The following is a 19,819-nucleotide window of genomic DNA, read 5'->3' as shown; positions in this document are numbered from 1 at the left end:
AAACCAGGAGTGATGATGTGAGTGCGCTAGTGATGGAATATCTGAGCCTTGCTCGCAGCATAAGTCCTCAATTACCTGACGATGTGGCCCCAAGGATAGGGATGAGCCTCAATCATGAATACGGCTGTGACAGAGGTTTAATGCCACTTTCATGAAACCGGGCCGAATTTACCCGGTTCGATATGGTGAAATGTCATACCACTGCTATCTTGCAGTGATATGACTGTTTTACGCCCGTCAAGGAGAGAACTGAATGGATCTTTTGCGAATTCTGGTAGCAATTCTGTTACCGCCGTTAGGCGTCTTTTTACAGGTTGGTATCGGTAAGCATTTCTGGATCAACATCCTGCTGACCATCCTGGGTTACATTCCGGGCATCGTGCACGCGGTATGGGTGATCGCCAAGAAGTAGCCTCAGTCTGGCGCGACCACGTGCCAGAGCCCGTCGTCGGCAAACGCCCGGTGCTCGGCTTCCAGCTTCAGCAGGTGCGCCAGCGCTGAGCGGGCGGCCAGACCGTGAATGGCGGCCGGGACATCGTCATAGGCCCTGGCGGTCAGGTCTTTGAGACTGACCGGTGCCAGAGCCTCCAGAGCCCGCCACACTTTGTGTTCCCGGGACAGCCGGTGGGTGATCAGGTAATCCATCACCGCCGCAGGCTGGCCCATCAGAAAACCATGGGCCGGTGCGATAAAGCGCACAGGCTCGGCCAGCAAATCGTACATGGAATCAATGTAGGCTTTCATATCGCCGTCCGGCGGGTTAATCACCACCGTTGATCCCTGCATGATGTGATCCCCGGAAAACAGTAATTCCTGATCCAGCAACAGATAACACAGGTGGTTCGACGCATGGCCCGGGGTATGCAAAACCTTCAGGACGCCCGCTTCGGTCACAATCAGGTCTTCATGCCCGGGTTGATCATCCGCTGTAAAGCCTTGATCCTGCCCCGCTCCCTCGGGTGCTGGCCAGCCAAATACCCGGCAACCGGTACGTGCCTTGAGTTGGGCCACCGCCGGGGAGTGGTCCATGTGGGTGTGGGTAACCACCACCTGATCCACCACACCACCGGTGAGCTCCAGAATCCGTTCGACATGCACGTCGTTCGCCGGGCCGGGGTCCAGCACCGTAAAACGTTCATGGCCAAGGATATAGGTGTTGGTGCCCGGGCCGGTCATCATCCCGGGGTTCGGCGCGGTCAGCCGGATAACCCCGGCGGCCACCTCCACCGGTTCCCCGGGAACAATCTCCGCACGGGTTGACCCTTCACCTTCCGGATCCAGCTTGACGGCCTCGTCATAGGCCGGAGCGTTGGGTTCCAGCATCACCGGCTTGCCCTTGCGCGCTGCCGGCCAGGGCTGATCCGGAAACGCCTCCGGGGGATTGGCGTGGGCATAACGCATCAGCTCGCCGGTCGTGCCGAACTCACTCAGTACCCGCAAGGTCCGGATCGTCGGTAACCCCAGCAACCGGGCACCGGCCCGATGTTCCTCAAGCGCCTGAGCCGGCGCAATCCAGACGTGATCAATGGTTTCGGTACCATCATGGCTCGCCACCTGGCCTTCCGGCGCCACCGCTACAAAAAACCGGGTATCAAAACGGCGCGGCGGCCCCGGTGGCGTCACCCAGTGGCTCAGATATGCCAACCGGTCCAGCGGTACCGTCAAACCATGCTTCGCACACAACTGCGCCAGCGAAATCTCCTCCTGAAACAACGCCATTCGCTCACTGTGAACCCCGTGATCGGCGCCAATCAACTGACCGGACGCATCCTGAGCCAGCAGGATCCCCGCCTCTTCAAAACACTCCCGAACCGCCGCCAGCATGTAATCCGCCCCGCCTTCATCCAGACTCATGGTCTGACTGATGTCGGCGTCCTCCACACCCACCACATGAGCCCGCCCCTCCGGCTCCTGTGCATTCACCGCACCCCCCGGGAACACGTAATAACCCGGCAGAAACACCGCCTCCCAGGTGCGTTGCAGAAGCAGGACTTCAATACCGTTATCGGTATCACGGGTCAGAACCAGGGTGGCGGCGGGGCGGATGTTCATAGGCTTCTCAGAGTCTTGTTAGTGTTTTTGGTGCGCGCAGAACGTCAGCGTGGGGATTGGGGATGAGCTTTCCAAAAATTTGCGGAGCCAGGGATGGCGGAGCAGAAGCGCCACATGGATGTGCCGAAGGAGCGGTTTTTGGAAAGCTCATCCCCAAGCGCCACAAACGCCAGCTTAAGTGCGCATAGTTGTTAGCAAGATACCCGAACAACCCACAGGATGAGAAGCGACAAAGGTCGGAGTATGATGCACCCCCATTACTCAATCGCACCAAGCGCACCCCAGGGGACCCCAAGTGGCCAGAATCAAACTCGACTTTCCCGACACCGCCTTCACCTTCGAAACCCGCCTGCCGGTGCGCATCACCGACATCAACGGCGCCAACCACCTGGGCAACGACGCGCTGATCTCCATGCTGTCTGAAGCGCGCGCCCAATTCCTGGTGGAGCACGGCATTGAAGAGGCGGGCCACGATGGTGTGGGCATCATCGTCACGGATCTCGCTACCATGTACCAAGGAGAGTCCTTCTACCCGGACCTGCTGCGCTTTGAAGTGGGGCTGATGGATTTCAACAAATACGGCGGTGATTTCGTGTTCCGGGTGACCAAGGCCGACAGCGGGCAACCAGTGGCGCTGGCCAAGTACGGTTTCGTGTTCTTTAACTACCAGAGCCGGGAAGTAACCCCCATGCCCGAGAGCTTCCGCGCCCGGTTTGCCTGAGTATTACCCCTGCTGGCGCAACCGGCTCATACCCTGGCGATACAGGCTATAGGCCATGGTGCCGGCCAGCAGGTTGCCCACCAGAGCGCCGGACATCAGCCCGGTCAGCCCGGCCAGTTGTCCGCCAACCCAGAGCAGGGGCAGATAGCAGGCGAATAGCCGCAGGGTGGAAATCAACAGTGCGCGCATGGGCATGCCCAGCGCGTTGTTGACTGACACCATCAGAATACACACGCCAAGCCCGCTGTAGCTCAGTGGCACTCGCAGCAGATAGCTCACCAGAATGTCCTGCACTCCGGCATCGCGGCTGAACAGGCCAGAGACGAAGCCGGAGGCGGCCAGCCAGATCAGCCCGATGGCAAGCTGCCAGATCACGATAAAGCGCACCGCAATGCGAACCAGCTTGCGGATCTTCTCGACTTCTCCTGCCCCCAGCATGCGGCCGATCATTGGCGGCATGGACATGGTCAGGGCCAGCACCACCACAATGGAGAAGAACTCCAGGCGGGTGCCCAGGCCCCAGGCGGCCACCGCGGCAGAGCCGAACCCTGCCACCAGTGCCGTGGCCAGCATAGCTGAGATAGGTGGCATCAGCTGGCTGACCATGGCCGGCGCCATGATGCCGCCAAGCTGGCGTACAGCCTGAGCCAGTTGCAGTTGGAGCAGGTCGAATCTTAGCCACTGGCGTTTGAGCAGGGTCGGGTAGACGATCAGCGCGCCAATGCCGAAGGCGGTGATGGTGGCCCAGGCGGCGCCGGGCAGACCCCAGCCGAACACGAAGATGTACAGCGGGTCCAGGGCGATGTTGAGCAGGCTGGTGATGATCATCATGTAGCCCGGCAGGCGGGTGTCGCCATTGGCGCGGCACACAGCGTAGCTGAAGTAGACCATGGCGCCGGTCCAGGCGGAGAGTAGCCAGGGTGCCCAGTATTCCCTGATGACTGGCCGCAGGGCCTGTTCGGCGCCGAGCAGGTCCAGGATCAGGTTTTGCAGGAGCCAGACCGACAGGCATAGAAGGAAAGCCAGGCCGGCCCCAATGGCGACCACCAGGCCGCCCAGGCGTTGGGCGCGCATGTCATCGCCCTGGCCCAGTGTGCGGGAGATGATGGCGGTGGTGGCAATGCCCAGCCCTACGTACATGCCGCTGACCAGTTGTTGCATGGGCACGGAAAAGCCCAGCGCTGCCAGCGGGTCGCGGCCGAGTTGGCCGACGAAGGCGCTGTCGGTGAGCTGGAAGGTCATCAGCGAGAGCACGCCGAAGAGCATGGGCCAGGTCATGTGGTAGAGCTGGCGGCCCAGGGAGGCGTTTTGCAGGTGGTTTTGCACGTTAGCTTGAGGGCCTTGGTATTGAGTGTGGCGGGGATTCTAGCAGTTTGTATATTGAGTGCATGCACCCGGGTGGGGATGTCCTTCCAAAAACCGCTCCTGCGGCACATCCGTGTGGCGCTTCTGCTCCGCCATCCCTGGCTCCGCAAATTTTTGGAAGGACATCCCCACCCGGCTGCCTCAACCCCGGAGGTTTACCAGTGCCGAAGGAGTAAGTTTGGCACTGGCTTGAGAGGGGGGTTGACTCAGAGCACACTCAAAGCCGCATCGTAATCCGGCTCGTTCTTGATCTCGTTGACCAGTTCGCTGTGGATTACCTTGTTGTTCTCGTCCAGCACCACCACCGCGCGGGCGCAGAGGCCGGCGAGGGGGCCGTTCTGGATGGCGACGCCGTAGTCCTGCTGGAAGCTGTAGTTGCGGAAAGTGGACAGGGTTTCCACGTTTTTCAGGCCTTCGGCGCCACAGAAACGGGAAGCGGCGAAGGGCAGGTCCGCGGAGATAACGAGTACTACGGTGTTGTCGAGGCTGCCGGCCTTTTCGTTGAACTTGCGGGTGCTGGCGGCGCATACACCGGTGTCGATGCTGGGGATGATGTTGAGGATTTTGCGTTTACCGGCCCAGTTGTCGAGTTTGACTTCTTCCAGCCCGCTGCTGGTCAGAGTGAAGGGCGGTACGTTGTCGCCCGGCTGGGGAAATTTCCCGCTCAGTTCAATGGGGTTGCCGTCGAGGGTGACGTTGCTCATATGCTGCTCCTGAGTTTGTTGAGAGTTCCTTGGCTTTATGTTCTGCAACTTACTCTGTGTAGCTTACTTTGGATGACTTTTCATCCCCGACTTTAGCTGGATCATGCTCGTGCGAGCCTCTCAGGCGCTGGCTTTTCCGGTTTCGAAGGCTTTCGCCGGGTAGCGCTGTACCAGCAGCAGGTAGCCGATCATGGCCAGGCCGGCGCAGGTGGCGATGACGGTGGCCATCACCAGAGGGGTGCCATTGTGCAGGGCTCCGACGATGGCGCCGGCTATGGCGGCGGCGCTCATCTGGATAAAGCCAAAAAGCGCGGAGGCGGAGCCGGCCATGGTGGGGAAGTTGGCCAGGGCGCCGGCCATGCACTGGGGCAGTACCAGGCCGGTACCGGCCATGAAGATGGCCTGGGGAATCATTACCGCCCATGGGCTGTAAACCTGTTGGTAGGCCAGAAGGGCCATGATGGCGCCGCCGGCAAGGGCGGTGATCAGACCGTAGAACAGGATCTGATCCGGCCCCAGGAAGCGCGCCAGTCGGATGGAGCCCAGATTACCAGCGATGTAGCCCACGACGATGGCGGCAAAGTAGAAGCCGAAGCGCTCGGGCTGAACCCCCAGTACGTCAATCAGCACGAAGGACGCGCCAGACAGGAAGGCAAACAGCCCTCCGTAGATGGCGGCGTTGGTCAGGGTGTAGCCAATGAAACTGGCGTCGGTGCTGATGCGCCGGTAGTTGGCGAACAGGTGGCACAGGCGCAGGGGCTGGCGATACTCCGGTTTCAGTGGCTCGGGGATGCCAAAAGCGGTGACCGCCGCCATGACCAGGGCGTAGCCGCCCATGGCGATGAAGATCCAGTGCCAGCTGAGACCGCCGACCATCAAGCCGCCCAGGGTAGGGGCCACCGCCGGTGCCAGGGCCATGATGCTGGCCAGCAGGGCGAGGATTTTGGCGGCTTCCCGGGGGGTATAGATGTCGCGGATGATGGCGCGACCCAACACAGGGCCAGCGGAGCCGCCCAGGGCTTGCAGGAACCGGAACAGCTGCAGGGTTTCGATATTGTTGGCCAGGGCGCAGCCGATGCTCGCAACAGTAAATAGCAGGAAGCCACCGATCATGATGGGTTTGCGGCCGAAGCGGTCGGCCAGCGGCCCGCAGATGAGTTGTGCTATGGCGAAGCCGGCCAGGTAGACGCTCAGAGTCAGCTGGACCTGATCGGTGCCGGCATCGAAGTCGGCGCCGATCTGGGGCAATGCTGGCAGGTACATGTCCACGGCCAGTGGCCCGAGGGCGACGGCGGCGGCCAGCAGTATGGTTGTCCAGATACTTGTGAGTGCTAACACTATTTGTCCTGACTTTAGAGTTGCGCTAGGTCGACGATTGACGTGAAGTCTAGGGTTTATGGTGCGTTTGGATAACGGCTTGTAGCCTCATGCAATACATGAACAAAATTGATTGATTAATCGTTCAGCCCGTTCATGGTCGCTGCAACCGAATTCACCTGGTTGCGCACCCAGCGGTGGGCCGGGTCATTCTGGTGCCTTCGGTGCCATAGCATCAGCAGGGTAAAGGGCTTGTAGTCGAAGGGAAGTGGAACCCAGGCGAAGTCCCGCATGAGTTGTGCGCTCATGCGTTCCGGGGCGGTGGCCAGCATGTCGGTGCCGCGGAGGAATTCGGGCAGGCCGGAGAAGTTGGAGACGGTGACCACGTTGCGGCGGTCCAGGCCCTTGGCGTGCAGGGTGTTTTCAAAGCCGGGTCGTTCGCCGGTGGCGAACATCAGGGCGATGTGATCGGCTTTCAGGTATTCGGCCAGATCTGTCGGCGCGTTGCGTTGGTTTGGGTCATAGAACACTACCATGCGGTCCGCCATCAGGCCCCGTTGCATGATGTCCGTGGTTTCCGGTGCGTGCGGGCTGATGATCAGGTCGCAGGCTTCTTTGCGCAGCATGTCAGCGTTGGGGATGCCGGAGGGAATCACCTGTAGCCGGATGCCCGGGGCCTGCTGCCGCAGGATTCGGAGCAGCCCGGGCAGAAGCAGATCCCGCTGGTAATCGTTGGCGGCAATGGTGAAGGTGAATTCCGCCGACGCCGGTTCGAAGGGCGGCCCGGAGGGCAGGGTGCGCAGATCATCCAGCAGCTGGCGGATGTGGGGGCCGGTGCGCAGGGCGTAGTCGGTGGGCACAATGCCGCGCCCGGATTTCACAAACAGGGGGTCGCCGAAGGCCTGTCTCAGGCGCTCGAGGGTGTGGCTCACCGCCGATTGGGTAACGCCCAGACGAATCGCAGCCCGGGACACGCTGCCCTCATCCAGAACCGCCACAAACGTTGCCAGGGATCGCAGATCCAGGCTCAACATATCAACAGGTTTCATGGGTGGCAGTTTAAAGCAGTAAGCTTATGTAGGTAAGTGGTTCGGAAGACCTTTCCAAAAATTTGCGGAGCCAGGGATGGCGGAGCAGAAGCGCCACAGGGATGTGCCGAAGGAGCGTTTTTTGGAAAGGTCTTCCGAGCCACTTGCCGGTCGGCCAACGCCTTAGTCAGACCTTGCGGCCAACCAGTCGGCCAGCTCAAGCCAGGACGCCCGGGGCGCTTTGCTTCCGGCCAGTATCCCCATGTGCCCGCCGGGGGCCACCCGGAAGGTCTTATCCGTGGAGCTGACGTGGTCCATCACTCGCTTGGCGGCACCGGGTGTAGCGAGGGTGTCTTCCTGGCCTGCGATGGCCAGTAAGTTGGCGTTTACGTTTTCCAGTCGCGCGAAGTCGTCGCCAATCTGGATCTGGCCTTTGGCCAACTGGTTATCAATCCAGACCCGGACCACGGTGTCCTGGATGACGCCGCCGGGGTAGGCTACCATCCGGTCCAGAAAGGCCGAGGTGGTGGCATGGTTGGTGACGAATTCGCGGTCGCCCAGGCGCACGATCAACTCCCAGTAACCCATCACACTGCCAACCGGGTTGGTTAACTTGAAGCCGATGGTGTTGGCCCAGCCCGGCGTGTGGAACCAGTGCGGTTTCATGTCGTGGAGCCGGAAGCCGGTTCGCTTGCGCACCAGTTCGGCGACATCGGCAATCCGTTGATACATCCAGCCAATCAGGCCGGAAGCATGGCTGTCGATGGGCAGGCCCAGGACGATGGCGTTGCGGATGTGCTGGTCCTTGCTGAGGGCAGAGTAGAACAGCGTGAACATGCCGCCCATGCTCCAGCCATGCAGTGACAGTTCCTGTTCCCCGCTGTGTTCCCGGACCCGATTCAGATACTCCGGCAGGAATTCGGCAACATAGGTATGCATGTTGTAGTGAGTATGTTCCCGGCCCGGCATACCCCAGTCGATCAGATAGACCTCAAATCCTCTGGCTCGAAGGAAGCGCACCAGACTTCGCTGGGGAAACAGATCATAGATCAGCATATTCACGGCCAGAGGAGGAATGATGACGATCGGCGTGCGGTGGGTCTTGCGTTCTACCGGGATCACCATGCCATCCAGTTCGATGAAATCCTCCTCCAGCGGCGGATAGTATCGCAGGCTCACCAGCCCATTGCTGTGCAGGGTTTCGAACGGGGTCTGGCCTGCCTGTACCAGGCTGGCCGCCCGGAAAATCCGGTCGAAGGCATTGCCAGCGTAGAGTGCGCTCTGGCGGGCGAGGCCGGAGGAGGTCTTGATGGCGGATTTCAGGGGGTTGCGCATAGGGTGTCCAGTGTAGCTGCGGTGCGTGTGGAGTCAGATAATAGAGTGGATTCATTCCCCCAGCCATGGCAAGACTGTCACATCCGGTCGGCGTTTTGGTCACTTCGGGCCACTGCCCAAGCGGCTGCCAGGTTGCTATGATTGCGGGCTTCGGAAACAACAACCACAACAGGATGCCCATGCTCAGTTTCCTGCCTGCCCCCGTTATTGGCGTGCTTAATTCCCTGCTACTCGGCCTGAACACCGTGTTCTGGTGCCTGCTGCTCTATATCCCCGCGGTGTTCAAGCTGGTGATTCCGCACAAGGGTTTCCGGGTGTTGTGCACCCGCGTGATCATCTGGATTTCGGAGTCGTGGGTGGCCTGCAATACAGGCTGGATGAAGCTCACCCACAATACCCGCTGGCACGTGGAAGGCGCCGACAAGCTCAAGCGCGAGAGCTGGTATCTGGTGCTCAGCAATCATCAGAGCTGGGTGGATATCCTCGCCATGCAGCGGGTGTTCAATCGCCAGGCGCCGTTTCTGAAGTTCTTCCTGAAACAGCAGCTGATCTGGGTGCCGGTGATCGGCCTGGCCTGGTGGGGGCTGGATTTCCCGTTTATGAAACGCTACACCCGGGAATACCTGATCAAGCACCCGGAAAAACGGGGCGATGACCTGAAGGCGACCCGCAAGGCCTGTGAGAAATTCCGCTACACGCCGGTGAGCGTGATGAACTTTGTGGAAGGCACCCGTTTTACCCCGGCCAAGCACGACCGGCAGAAGTCACCGTACCAGCATTTGCTGGTGCCCAAGGCCGGTGGAGTGGCCTTTGTGCTGGATGCCATGGGTGATTCCATTGATACCCTGGTGGATGTCACGATTGCCTATCCCGATGGCGCTCCAACGTTCTGGGACTTCATTTGTGGGCGGGTGCCGGAGATCCGGATGACCATTGATACCCAGGCCATTCCGGAACACCTCAAGGGCAGGGATTACTCTGAGGACGCCGAGCACCGCCGCAACGTCAAGGGCTGGTTGGGCGATCTGTGGCGTGCCAAAGACGAGCGGCTAGGGCGAATGCTGGCCCGGCAGGACCAGAACCCTAGCTGATGCCGTCCCGGGTCAGTCGTCGTCTTCGACCTGATCCGGGTGTTCCTTCTTGAACCTTTCCCACTCTTCCCAGTCATGGGGAGTGCCGGCATGGGGGCGTTTCAAATGCCTGGCATGCTCCATGGCATTGTGGCGCAGGCTGTGGTCGGGCTCTTCTTCTTCCTTGTCGAAGCCGTACTTTCGCAGAAATTCCTGAGGACTGATGGGCATAACACACCTCCTGAAAACAGAAGACCTCTGAACAGATACGGTGTGTCTGCCCGGCTGGTTTTCAACCCTTGTCGTCGGTTCCGGGATTAATGTCCTCGGCCTCGAGCAGTTTGAAGTTGATCTGCCGACGCTCTTCGTCCACACCGGAAAAACTCACGGTTACCCGCTGGTCCAGCTGGAAGATCCGTCCGTTCTTGTTGTGAACCAGGCGCAGCGTAACCGGATCAAAGCTGAACTTGCCCTCCAGATCCTTGCAACTGACAAAGCCTTCCAGGCCGTTGCAATCCAGGCGGACGAAAAACCCCGACGGCATGGTGCGGGTAATGGTGCCTTCCATAGGATCTGCCGGCAGGCCTTTGGCGTAATCGCTCTTGAGCCAGGCCTCCAGGGTGTTGGCAGCCATGCGGGCGCGGAACTGGGTGGTTTGAAGACTCTCCAGCTGCTGCGGGTTCAGGGCCTTGATGGGTTGATCCCAGAGTGCGGCCTTGATCAGACGGTGCACGTAGAAGTCCGAGAACTTGCGCAGCGGTGAAGTAAAGGTGGTGTAGGCCGCCAGTCCCATACCCTGATGCGGAGCAGGCTCGAAGCCCAGTTCGGCCCGGGCCAGTTGGCGCGAGAGAATGGACTTGACCGGCACATCGGCCTGCAGGCCATCGGTGTGTTTCATCAACGCCTTGAAGCCTTCGGCACTGGTGGCATCCAGTTCGGCCAGATGTGGGGCGTAACCTTCCAGCAGTTTACGGATATTGTCGGCGCGGTCGTCCCGCAGCCCCGGATGCTGGATGAACAGGCCTTGCCCCTGCTTTTGCAGGAAATCGGCCGCACAACGATTGGCCGCAACCATGCATTCTTCCACCAGCCGGTGGGCTTCGTTCTGCACTGCCGGTTCAATCACCCGGATCCGCTTGTTTTCGTCCAGACGCAACCGGAATTCGGGGCGATCATTGCTCAGTAACGCGTGCTCCGAGCGCCATTTGCGCAGGGCAGTGGCGGCCTGATGCAGCTGGTCCAGGCTGTTGGCGACGGCTTCGGGCAAGGCCTTGATGTCATCGTCTTCCCGACCTTCAATCAGGTGTGACACCAGCTCATAGCTCAGCTTGCCCTGGGAGCGGATGACGGCCTGGCGAAAACTGTAGTCGCCCAGGCTGCCATCGTTGTTCACCTGCAGGTCGCACACCAGGGCCAACCGGGGTACCTCTGGCATCAGCGAGCACAGGCGGGTGCTGATGGCGTCCGGTAACATCGGCAGAGGCTCACCCGGGAAATAGATGGCGGTGGCGCGGTTAAAGGCTTCTTCTTCGGCCGGGCTGCCCGGCTCGATCATTGCGGTCGGGTCGGCGATGGCGATGGACAGGGTCCAGCCAGTGGCATTCGGGGTGGCCATCAGGGCATCGTCCATATCCTGGGTGCCGGGACTGTCGATGGTCACGTAGGGCTGTTCGGTACGGTCTTCCCGGCCCTCGCGGTGTGAGGTAACGGATTCCTCAGTAAGGGTGTCGGCCTGCTTCTGCACTTCTTCCGGCCAGGCATCGGCCAAATCGAAGTTGGCCAGGGTGAAGGCCCGTTCGATGCCCGGCTCACCGGCCTTGCCGATCACCCGCAGCACCTTCGCCTGGCCCTTGCCGTCCTTGATCGGATGGCGGTGAATCTGGCAGTAGATGAAGTCGTCGGGCTGGGCGTCCTTGCGTTCTTTCGGCGGAATAAAAATCCAGCGGTTAATGCCCGGGGTTTCCGGTGCCACGAAGTGGCCTTTGCCCTTGATCAGATAGCGACCCACGAAGGTGGTCAGGTGCGATTCCAGCAGCTCGTCGACAACGCCCTGGGTCTTGCCTTTTTCCACTTCGTGTTCGGTGACATTGACCCGATCACCGGGCAGGACTTTCTGCATTTCCTCGGGAGGCAGAAACACATCCCGCCCTTCATCCAGGGCCACAAAGCCGAAACGACCGTTGGTGGACTTGACGGTACCGGGGAAGACCACCTTGTTCTGTTTGATGTCGGTTTTCAGCTGGCGCAACTGATTGAGAGCGTCGGCGTTGAGCATGAAGAGATAACCTGAATAAAAAAGTGTGTTGCAGCGGAGTATAACGGTTCTGCCAGTGCGAGTCAGATCTGTCAGGCCGGATGAATGGCCTCGCCGGCACCCGTGCGGATACAGACCCGATTCCGGCCGTTTCGCTTGGCCTCGTAAAGAGCCTGGTCGGCGTTGCGCAGCAGGACATCGAGATCTTCACCGGGCTGGCAAAAATAGCCGCCAACACTGATGGTTACTGGTGTTCCGGTGCGCTGGCTTTCCTGCTCGACGCTGGCGCGAATACGACAGGCAATCTGCTCCAGCGTGGCGGCATCGCAGGGTGAGAGCAGGACTACAAACTCGTCGCCGCCCCAGCGACCGGGGTGGTCGTAGGGCCGAACCGCCGCTTTCAGCCAGAGCGCAACCCGGCACAGAATCTCGTCTCCGGCCTGATGGCCCTGGCTGTCGTTGATGGCTTTGAAGTGGTCTATGTCCAGCCACAGAAGCCCGAAGCCCTTCTGCTCCCTTTCCGCGCGCTGAATTTCCTCATTCATCACCTCGTCCAGGCCCCGCCGGTTCTTCAGGCCGGTCAGGGCATCGACCCGGGCCAGACGCTGCAGTTCTTCGGTGCGGTGGGCCACCTTCTGTTCCAGCTCGCGGGTGGTATCTTGCAGGGAGTGGGACATTTTTTCGAAATGATCCACCAGGCGGCCGATCTCGTTTTCCGGTTTTGGCAGGTAGGGAAGATCAAAGCGACCGTCCCGTAACCGGTGCACGGCTTCCTCGAGGCTGATGACCGGCCGCAGAATGCGGGACTGTATGATCTGGTGGAACAGCACCAGGGTGACCAGCAGGCTGACCAGAAACACCGCTACCAGAGGCCAGAGATAGCTCCGGGGGATCAGTGTGTTCAGGTCCAGCAGGGTAATCTCAAACCAGCCAATGGCGGGCAGAAAGGCCACGCCGGCCAGATGCTTGCGGCCATCCACCGACACAAACCCGCTTTCCACCGCGCCATCTTCGCCATTACGCTGTTTGAGCATCTGCAGCATGCCCAGAATCTGCTGTTTGTCCTGGGGATCGTCGAACAGCAGATCCACGGTGTTTTTCTGGCCTTCGGGTTTGATGATGGTGGCAAAATCGATGTAGTTGCGATCGCGGTACAGCTGGATGGCGCCGTTATAGTCCACAAACAGGGTGGTAATGCCATCCTGGCCGATGTCGACAATGTCCTGCAGAAAGTCGTCCAGATTCAGGCCGGTACCCACCATGCCGACGATGTTGTTGTCGGCATCGCGCATGAGCACGTCTATCCACAGCTTGGTAACGCCCAGTTCGGTATCGGGATTGACGTTCAGGTGAAAGTCGCGGCCTTCGTCAATGAGCTGGAAGAACCAGGCATCGTCGGGTTTGTCCGGGCTCAGCACATAGCGGAACTGGTCGCCGGCGTAATCGTTGGAGGCGTTGTTGTAGTAGTAATGACCATTGGAGCGGAGGGCCACAAAATAGCTGTTATCCCGGAAGTTGCTGCGGAAACTCTCCATCTGGCGGATGGCCTGGTTTTCCAGCGCGGGGTCTTCCGGTGACTGGGCCCACTGAATCAGTGTGGAGGAGCGGGCCATTTGCCGGGCCAGCCCGATTTCCCGCTCCAGGGACTGCAACAGTCGGGCGCTGTCATAGCGTACCTGGATCTCGGCGACCTGCTGGCCCCAGCGTTCAATAATATCTTCCGATAATGCCCGATAGGCCAGCCAGGAAGCGGTTCCTGCCGCTATGATCAACAGCGCGGCCAGCCCGAGAATGCGGGTTTTGAGGCTCAAAATGTGTCCTTGCCAATCGTGTTCTGAATCTATACTCCATCATAGAACAGAGCGGGGCTATCGTGTAGAAAAAATAGGCAGACTTTGGGCGCAGACTTGCAATCTGCGCCCCAGCCCAGCCTCGCAGGCACAACCATCAGTTGTGTTGGTTGAACACCCGCGTCTGGCCCTGGTCGTTGAACAGAATAACCTTGTAGTGATCTTTCCGGTCGCCCATCTCCATACCCGGAGAGCCCGCCGGCATACCCGGTACGCTCAGGCCGGTGGCCTTGGGGGCTTCCGCCAGCAGGCGCTTGATGTCGTCTGCCGGCACATGGCCTTCAATCACATAACCGTCGACAAAGGCGGTATGGCAACTGCCCAGACCCGGAATCAGCCCGGCTTCGGCTTTGATCCTGCCCATGTCGTCGCTGTTGGTGGCGGTGACATCAAAACCATTTTCTTCCAGATGGTCGATCCAGTCGCCGCAGCAGCCGCACGTGGGGGATTTGTACACATGAATGCTTTGGGCCGCACCGCCGGCAAGGGCGGTGGTGCTGAATCCCAGGGCAGCCATCAGGCCGAGGGCAAGGGTGTGTTTTCTCATGGTGATTACCTCAGTGATGTTGATCGGAGTTGTCCGAGTTAGAGCCGGAGAGCCAGAACCACCAGACAATGGCAGCCATCAGGGCGAGACCACCGGCATTGACCAGAAATGTTGTCATCAGTTCCGCTCCTCTGCTGATACCTGGGGTTGGCTGGTCTTAAACAGCCGCAGCCGGTTGGCGTTGGAAACCACCGTCACTGAAGACAGCGACATGGCGGCGCCGGCCAGGATCGGACTCATCAGGATGCCCCACACAGGGTAGAGCAGGCCGGCGGCCACCGGAATACCCAAGGAGTTATAGATAAAGGCCCCGAACAGGTTCTGGTGAATGTTCTTCACCGTTGCCCGGGAGATCTCGATGGCGTCTGGCACCCCGTGCAGGGAACCGCGCATCAGGGTGATGGACGCACTTTCAATGGCCACGTCGGTGCCGGTTCCGATGGCAAAGCCGACGTCCGCAGCTGCCAGCGCCGGGGCATCGTTGATGCCATCACCCACCATGGCCACGGTGTAGCCTTTACCGCGCATTTCGCTGACCACTTCGGCTTTGTCCTCCGGCAACACCTCGGCCCGGTAGTCATCGATGCCGGCTTTGGCCGCAATGGCCTTGGCGGTGGCATCGACATCGCCGGTGACCATCATCACCTTGATGCCAGCGTCGTGCAGGCGCCGGATGGCAGCCTCGGAATCCGGTTTGATCGCATCTGCCACGCCGATGACACCCAATACTTGCTGGCCCACCGCCAGGAACAGCGGCGTGCCGGCTTCCTGGGTAATGGTTTTGGCTGCATCATCCAGAGCCTCGACAGACAGCCCTTCGGTTTCCAGCCAGCGCCGATTGCCCAGGCGTACCGGTTCGCTATCAAGCTTGCCTTGCACACCTTTGCCATTGAGCGCTTCAAAGCCGGAGACCGGTTCTGGCTCAATATCGTTCTCGCGGGCCCGGTCCAGAATGGCTTCTGCCAGCGGATGCTCGGAATGCTGCTCCAGCCCGGCGGCTAATGCCAGCAGGCGTGTCTCATCGCCGTTTGTCGCGTGCACCCGGGTTACCGCGGGATGGCCCTCGGTAATGGTGCCGGTTTTATCCAGAATCACCAGATCGATTTTTCCGGCAGTCTGCAAGGCATCGCCCTGGCGAATCAGCGCACCGTACTCTGCTGCCTTGCCGACACCCACCATCACCGACATGGGCGTGGCCAGCCCCAACGCGCAGGGGCAGGCAATGATCAGTACCGTGGTGGCGGCCACCATCATGTGCACCACCGCCGGCTCCGGCCCGACGTTGTACCAGACCAGCGCCGACACCACGGCAATCAGCATCACCGTGGGCACGAACACCGAAGAGATCTTGTCTGCGAGCCGGCCAATGGCGGGTTTCGAGCCCTGGGCCTTTTTCACCAGCTTGATGATCTGGGCCAGCGCGGTCTCGCTGCCCACCCGGGTAGCTTCATAAATAATCGAGCCGTGGGTGTTCAGAGTACCGGCCGAGACCTCATCGCCTTCGCCCTTGCCCACCGGCATGGGCTCACCGGTCAGCATGCTTTCATCGATGCGGGTGGTGCCTTCGGCAATCACCCCGTCCACCGGCAGCTTCTCGCCCGGGCGCACCCGGATGCGGTCGCCTTTCTGAACCTCTTCAACGGGAATATCCTGCTCCTGGCCGTCGCGGATCACCCGGGCCGTTTTCGCCCGTAAATCCAGCAGCCGGCGCACCGCTTCCGAGGTCTTGCCCTTGGCCCGCAACTCCAGGGCCTGGCCCAGATTGATCAGGCCAATGATCATCGCCGAAGCCTCGAAATACACATGGCGCGCCATCTCCGGCAGCGCCTCCGGCGCACTGGCCACCACGATCGAATACAGCCAGGCGGTGCCTGTCCCCAGGGCAATCAGTGTGTCCATATTGGCGTTATGATGTTTGAATGCCTTCCAGGCACCGGTGTAGAAATGCCCGCCGGTGGCAATCATCACCCCCAGAGTGAAAATGCCCAGATTGATCCAGGTAAGCTGATTGGCCTCGGTCACCATCATCGACCCGAAGCCCATGCCCCAGATCATCAACCCAAGGCCTAGCCCCAGACTGATGGCCATCTTCACCAGCAGTACCTTGTACTGCTTCTTGTCCTCTTCCTGCTTGCGGTCGTCGGCGGCATCCGCGTCTTCAATCACCCGGGCACCATAACCCGCACTCTTCACCGCCTGCACCAGCGCCTGCGGATCGGCATCACCGCTGGCGGTCGCGGTGCTGTCCGCCAGATTCATATGAGCGTGAGTGACACCGGGGACCGACATCAGCGCCTTCTCAATGGTATTCACACAGGATGCACAGGTGGCCCCGCTGACCGCCAGCGCGATCTGCCCGTCGCCGGCATCCGATGGCTCGACGTCGGCCGAGGGAGCTGGTGTATCCAAGTCCGGCGCCTTATCAGCGGCAGAATTATCCTTTTTGGATGCGCAACAACTGCCGATGGGTTCGTTATGAACCAACGGCTCCGCCGGGTAGCCAGCCTCCGTTACTATCCGTGCCGCCTCGGCGCTATCCACGTCCTCGGGCAGGGCCACGGTCTGCTCGTCGAGATTCACCTCCACCCGCTCGATGCTACCGGTCAGCGGCTCCAGAGCATGACGAATCTTCTTTGCACAACCCTGACAAGAGGCGCCGGAAATACTCAGCGCTGTTTTCAGAACCGATGCTTCACTCATTACTCAAGACTCCTCACAGCAGGATGATGACGAAGGATCATCCCAATGTTCGATTAACCGACAAATCGTATGTCCATCCGGCGTACCATCGGGCATGTCCTGCCAGGTGGACAATGCCGACACCATCCGCGCCCGCAACTTCTGCAACTCCGAAATCTCCCGCTCAACCTCCGCCAGCCGCTGCTGGAACACATCCCGAACCATCGGGCAGGGCGAATGATGATCGTCCGCCTGCTCCAGAATCTGCCGTATCTCCGGCAGAGAAAACCCCAGCTGCCGTGCCTTGCGGGCAAACCGCAACCGTCGCAGATCCTCGGCATCGTATTGCTGATAGTTGTTGTCCGGGTTCCGTGTCGGGCGCAACAAGCCCTCCCGGGTGTAGAACCGGACGGTATCCGGGTTAACCCCGGCGGCGGTGGCGATTTCTTTGACTTTCATGGCAATCCCCGTGGATTGATAAAAAGTGCTGCCCGGAAACCACGAATTAAGTCAGCGGAGTGCTGTGGCTGGATAAGCTTCCGAAAATGCTCGGAGCCATGGACGGCGGAGAGCAAGCGTACAGGGACGTATTCACAGCGGTTTTCGGAAGCTTATCCAGCCACGGCGCGGCCTGCACCAACGTGGCTGCCTTCAAGCCCAAAGGTAGACTAAAACCTGTGACCAACTCACAGGTCAAAGGTTTTCGGAGAGAAACTCAGGAAGAAGCGTGTCAGTCCAATTCGAGACTGATATCCGATCTCATGATGTCTGGGACTTTTAGCTTTTTGATTTGCGGCGATTTTTATCCAGTTTGGGGAGCGGCTTAAACTCGACTTCACCAAACTAAGGTGAGATTTAAAACCACTCGTCCATGATTTCAACGAGAGAAGGTTCGGCAGTTTCTTTAGAAGAACCAGCCCAAGCCGACTGTATCCAGAAAATCATAGAAGTCAAATGCTTTTATGGCAGTTTAGTGTGTGTTTAGCTAAGCTACTGTTTTGTCGAATCGTTTGCAGATAATAGTTTCAATGATTTTCCGTAATCACGAGGCGGTCAAGTTACTGTCATGCCGGAGACTGCTCCCCACTACCTGTTAGGCAAAGAAGTTTCTCAAGAGGTTGTGTTTTGGAAGAAAATTCGATCAGTGGTATTCAAGAGATACTATCGAAAATCGTATCCATAGTGGTGTGGATTGTCGCGGTTCCACTCCTGTTACTCAGTTTGCTCGGCTTCGGATATCTTTTGGCTCTTTGGGGGCTATTTGACTCATCACCCAATGCGGCAAATGAATTGTCGGCGTTGATCTCCACGATTTGGGGAAAGGTTATTCCACTTGGTGAGTCAGCGCTGAGGTTATTGGCACCGATTCTGGTGCTGCTCATTGTGGTGGTAGGTATAAAGATGTTTATCCCTGCGTCAGATGAAAGCGGACAAAAGATTCAGGTATTGTCTGATTTACCCTCAGTTTTGGCATTAATAATTATTGGTAGTATTTGTGTTCTGCCATTTGCGGGCTATGGAGTTCCGGACGTTCTGCAGAATGTCGCGCTAGTTGTGGTTGGGTTCTATTTTGGCAGGCGGGATCGCAATGATGCCTAATCAAGCGCTCCAGCCGACCGGTTTTTCGCTGCGCTCCATCCCGGCTACGGAGCCTAGGCGTTACATTTCAAAAGGCACCAATGGACACTGAAACCTTAGTAAAACGAACGCTGGAAGAGCACTTTAAGCTCCATGTCGAGAAAATACCTGAGTCGGACAAAAGGACGCCAGATTTCCTTGTGCGCGACGGCACAAACGAATACTTGGTAGAGGTTAAAGAGAAAGAGGCAAATCCAGCTTTCGGTGAAGCGAGAGAAGAAGCATTTTCCAGAGGCGAAATTTTTGAAGTATCCGAATCGCTTGCTACGAAAAGTGTACTCCAAAATGTAGTGCGAGACGGCCGCAGACAAATCAAAGCACACGTCACTGACGAATCAACGTTCAGGATAGTTTGGGTTCATTGTACTGGCCTGGCTTATGACGCAACACTAGAGCGCATAATTGCAGGGCTTTATGGTAGTGAAACCATTGTAGACTTTAGCTCCGATGATGCTTTTGCTGGAACCTGCTATTACTTCGGCTTTAGTCAATTCTTTAAGTATCGGGATTCAATAGATGCTGTAATGGTCACTGGTCGAAAAGGAGAAGCGACTCTCTGCATAAACAATCATTCGCCTCGTTATGAACAATTAAACGCATCTGTATTAGTCCAATCTATGCCAGTTGGTGTTAGAGATCCGATACGTGAAGAAAAGGAAGGCTGTGCATTTGTAGTCGATGGCGAAGTGGATCGTAGCAAACCGAATGAAGTGTTGAGCTATCTCCGGGAAAAGTACAAAACAGAGAAACTCAACGTAATGACAATGCGCCATATGGAGCTGCATATGGCCGTCCCAATTAAAAAAGTGTAACAGGCGCAGGGACTTGGAAAAATTCACGCTGCGCTTCAATTTTGCCCGTGGTACGGGCGCTGGGTAGCAAATGGAGTGGGGCTGTCGAATTGAGAGAAGCCTACCGTGAGGTTGCGCATAACATTATCGGAAGCGAAAGCATCGATCTCCAGTACGGAGTATGCCCGGATCAATGCGTAGGCAGGATTGGCGATTTCGATGGCAACGCGGACGACTTTCCCCTGCGCGAACCTGCGACACGACTTGTTAACCACCCGTGTGTCGTGCTTATCATGGAATCACCGCATATAGACGAATTTATTGGAGACTGGGGTCCAGCCAAAGGGAAAACCGGAGTCCAAATTCGTAAACACATCGCTGCGATTGTTGCAGATCTTGAAGGCCCATTGTCAGACTTGATCTTGGTTAACGCGATTCAATACCAGTGTTCGTTGGGAATGCCGACGC

17 protein-coding genes are annotated in these 19,819 nt (G+C 58.6%); 5 read left to right on the top strand and 12 right to left on the bottom strand.

What is annotated here, in order from left to right; translation table 11 throughout:
* Positions 1 to 253: 253 nt before the first annotated feature.
* Positions 254 to 412, top strand: coding sequence for a YqaE/Pmp3 family membrane protein (locus MARHY_RS18655; protein ID WP_014423048.1), 159 nt, complete (start codon positions 254 to 256; stop codon positions 410 to 412).
* A 2-nt stretch (positions 413 to 414) separates the two neighbouring features.
* Here MARHY_RS18655 and MARHY_RS17760 read toward each other — a convergent pair whose 3' ends face one another.
* Positions 415 to 2,052, bottom strand: coding sequence for an MBL fold metallo-hydrolase (locus tag MARHY_RS17760; RefSeq protein ID WP_014423047.1), 1,638 nt, complete (start codon positions 2,050 to 2,052; stop codon positions 415 to 417).
* Positions 2,053 to 2,347: 295 nt separating this feature from the next.
* On the opposite strand from MARHY_RS17760, the gene MARHY_RS17755 reads away from it, so the two are divergent.
* Positions 2,348 to 2,773, top strand: coding sequence for a thioesterase family protein (locus tag MARHY_RS17755; RefSeq protein WP_014423046.1), 426 nt, complete (start codon positions 2,348 to 2,350; stop codon positions 2,771 to 2,773).
* 3 nt (positions 2,774 to 2,776) lie between these two features.
* On the opposite strand, the gene MARHY_RS17750 is transcribed toward MARHY_RS17755, so the two are convergent.
* The 5 genes from MARHY_RS17750 to MARHY_RS17730 form a co-directional block, all read right to left on the bottom strand.
* Positions 2,777 to 4,099, bottom strand: a complete 1,323-nt coding sequence (locus tag MARHY_RS17750) for an MATE family efflux transporter (RefSeq protein WP_014423045.1) — start codon at positions 4,097 to 4,099, stop codon at positions 2,777 to 2,779.
* 245 nt (positions 4,100 to 4,344) lie between these two features.
* Positions 4,345 to 4,842, bottom strand: coding sequence for a thiol peroxidase (gene tpx, locus MARHY_RS17745; protein WP_011787201.1), 498 nt, complete (start codon positions 4,840 to 4,842; stop codon positions 4,345 to 4,347).
* Between the two features lie 120 nt (positions 4,843 to 4,962).
* Positions 4,963 to 6,180, bottom strand: coding sequence for a Bcr/CflA family multidrug efflux MFS transporter (locus tag MARHY_RS17740; RefSeq protein WP_014423044.1), 1,218 nt, complete (start codon positions 6,178 to 6,180; stop codon positions 4,963 to 4,965).
* Between the two features lie 116 nt (positions 6,181 to 6,296).
* Positions 6,297 to 7,208, bottom strand: a complete 912-nt coding sequence (locus MARHY_RS17735) for a LysR family transcriptional regulator (protein WP_014423043.1) — start codon at positions 7,206 to 7,208, stop codon at positions 6,297 to 6,299.
* A gap of 162 nt (positions 7,209 to 7,370) precedes the next feature.
* Entirely contained in the window at positions 7,371 to 8,522 is a 1,152-nt protein-coding gene (locus MARHY_RS17730) for an alpha/beta fold hydrolase (protein WP_011787198.1), read from the bottom strand.
* Positions 8,523 to 8,701: 179 nt separating this feature from the next.
* Here MARHY_RS17730 and yihG point away from each other — a divergent pair, with 179 nt between their 5' ends.
* Positions 8,702 to 9,613: a 1-acylglycerol-3-phosphate O-acyltransferase, YihG family gene (gene yihG / locus MARHY_RS17725; protein ID WP_041655675.1), complete on the top strand. Its 912-nt coding sequence runs from the start codon at positions 8,702 to 8,704 to the stop codon at positions 9,611 to 9,613.
* Between the two features lie 12 nt (positions 9,614 to 9,625).
* Here the strand turns inward: yihG and MARHY_RS17720 are convergent, their stop codons facing one another.
* From MARHY_RS17720 to MARHY_RS17695, 6 genes are all read right to left on the bottom strand, one after another.
* Positions 9,626 to 9,823, bottom strand: coding sequence for a hypothetical protein (locus tag MARHY_RS17720; RefSeq protein ID WP_011787196.1), 198 nt, complete (start codon positions 9,821 to 9,823; stop codon positions 9,626 to 9,628).
* A gap of 61 nt (positions 9,824 to 9,884) precedes the next feature.
* Positions 9,885 to 11,867 carry a ribonuclease R family protein gene (locus MARHY_RS17715; protein WP_014423040.1) on the bottom strand — a complete coding sequence of 661 codons (1,983 nt, stop codon included), beginning with the start codon at positions 11,865 to 11,867 and terminating at the stop codon, positions 9,885 to 9,887.
* Between the two features lie 71 nt (positions 11,868 to 11,938).
* On the bottom strand, positions 11,939 to 13,657 hold the full coding sequence (locus MARHY_RS17710) for a GGDEF domain-containing protein (RefSeq protein ID WP_014423039.1): 1,719 nt from the start codon (positions 13,655 to 13,657) through the stop codon (positions 11,939 to 11,941).
* A gap of 136 nt (positions 13,658 to 13,793) precedes the next feature.
* On the bottom strand, positions 13,794 to 14,243 hold the full coding sequence (locus tag MARHY_RS17705) for a DUF411 domain-containing protein (RefSeq protein ID WP_014423038.1): 450 nt from the start codon (positions 14,241 to 14,243) through the stop codon (positions 13,794 to 13,796).
* Positions 14,244 to 14,360: 117 nt separating this feature from the next.
* On the bottom strand, positions 14,361 to 16,943 hold the full coding sequence (locus MARHY_RS17700; RefSeq protein WP_014423037.1) for a heavy metal translocating P-type ATPase: 2,583 nt from the start codon (positions 16,941 to 16,943) through the stop codon (positions 14,361 to 14,363).
* Positions 16,944 to 16,946: 3 nt separating this feature from the next.
* Positions 16,947 to 17,381 carry a MerR family transcriptional regulator gene (locus MARHY_RS17695; RefSeq protein WP_014423036.1) on the bottom strand — a complete coding sequence of 145 codons (435 nt, stop codon included), beginning with the start codon at positions 17,379 to 17,381 and terminating at the stop codon, positions 16,947 to 16,949.
* Between the two features lie 666 nt (positions 17,382 to 18,047).
* Here MARHY_RS17695 and MARHY_RS17685 point away from each other — a divergent pair.
* Together MARHY_RS17685 and MARHY_RS17680 are read left to right on the top strand one after the other, a co-directional pair.
* Positions 18,048 to 18,521, top strand: coding sequence for a hypothetical protein (locus tag MARHY_RS17685; RefSeq protein WP_041655206.1), 474 nt, complete (start codon positions 18,048 to 18,050; stop codon positions 18,519 to 18,521).
* 80 nt (positions 18,522 to 18,601) lie between these two features.
* Entirely contained in the window at positions 18,602 to 19,372 is a 771-nt protein-coding gene (locus tag MARHY_RS17680; RefSeq protein ID WP_014423033.1) for a hypothetical protein, read from the top strand.
* Positions 19,373 to 19,819: the final 447 nt, after the last annotated feature.

This window comes from Marinobacter nauticus ATCC 49840, assembly GCF_000284615.1.
GTDB classification, from domain to species: domain Bacteria; phylum Pseudomonadota; class Gammaproteobacteria; order Pseudomonadales; family Oleiphilaceae; genus Marinobacter; species Marinobacter nauticus.
This window is presented reverse-complemented; position numbering and strand designations above follow the sequence as displayed.

Bases quoted from the DNA above. Each gene is read 5' to 3' on its own strand.
- MARHY_RS17705 (WP_014423038.1), bottom strand. From the start codon at position 14,243: ATGAGAAAACACACCCTTGCCCTCGGCCTGATGGCTGCCCTGGGATTC.
- MARHY_RS17715 (WP_014423040.1), bottom strand. From the start codon at position 11,867: ATGCTCAACGCCGACGCTCTCAATCAGTTGCGCCAGCTGAAAACCGAC.
- MARHY_RS17760 (WP_014423047.1), bottom strand. From the start codon at position 2,052: ATGAACATCCGCCCCGCCGCCACCCTGGTTCTGACCCGTGATACCGAT.
- MARHY_RS17735 (WP_014423043.1), bottom strand. From the start codon at position 7,208: ATGAAACCTGTTGATATGTTGAGCCTGGATCTGCGATCCCTGGCAACG.
- MARHY_RS17695 (WP_014423036.1), bottom strand. From the start codon at position 17,381: ATGAAAGTCAAAGAAATCGCCACCGCCGCCGGGGTTAACCCGGATACC.
- MARHY_RS17700 (WP_014423037.1), bottom strand. From the start codon at position 16,943: ATGAGTGAAGCATCGGTTCTGAAAACAGCGCTGAGTATTTCCGGCGCC.
- MARHY_RS17680 (WP_014423033.1), top strand. From the start codon at position 18,602: ATGGACACTGAAACCTTAGTAAAACGAACGCTGGAAGAGCACTTTAAG.
- MARHY_RS18655 (WP_014423048.1), top strand. From the start codon at position 254: ATGGATCTTTTGCGAATTCTGGTAGCAATTCTGTTACCGCCGTTAGGC.
- MARHY_RS17730 (WP_011787198.1), bottom strand. From the start codon at position 8,522: ATGCGCAACCCCCTGAAATCCGCCATCAAGACCTCCTCCGGCCTCGCC.
- yihG (WP_041655675.1), top strand. From the start codon at position 8,702: ATGCTCAGTTTCCTGCCTGCCCCCGTTATTGGCGTGCTTAATTCCCTG.
- tpx (WP_011787201.1), bottom strand. From the start codon at position 4,842: ATGAGCAACGTCACCCTCGACGGCAACCCCATTGAACTGAGCGGGAAA.
- MARHY_RS17720 (WP_011787196.1), bottom strand. From the start codon at position 9,823: ATGCCCATCAGTCCTCAGGAATTTCTGCGAAAGTACGGCTTCGACAAG.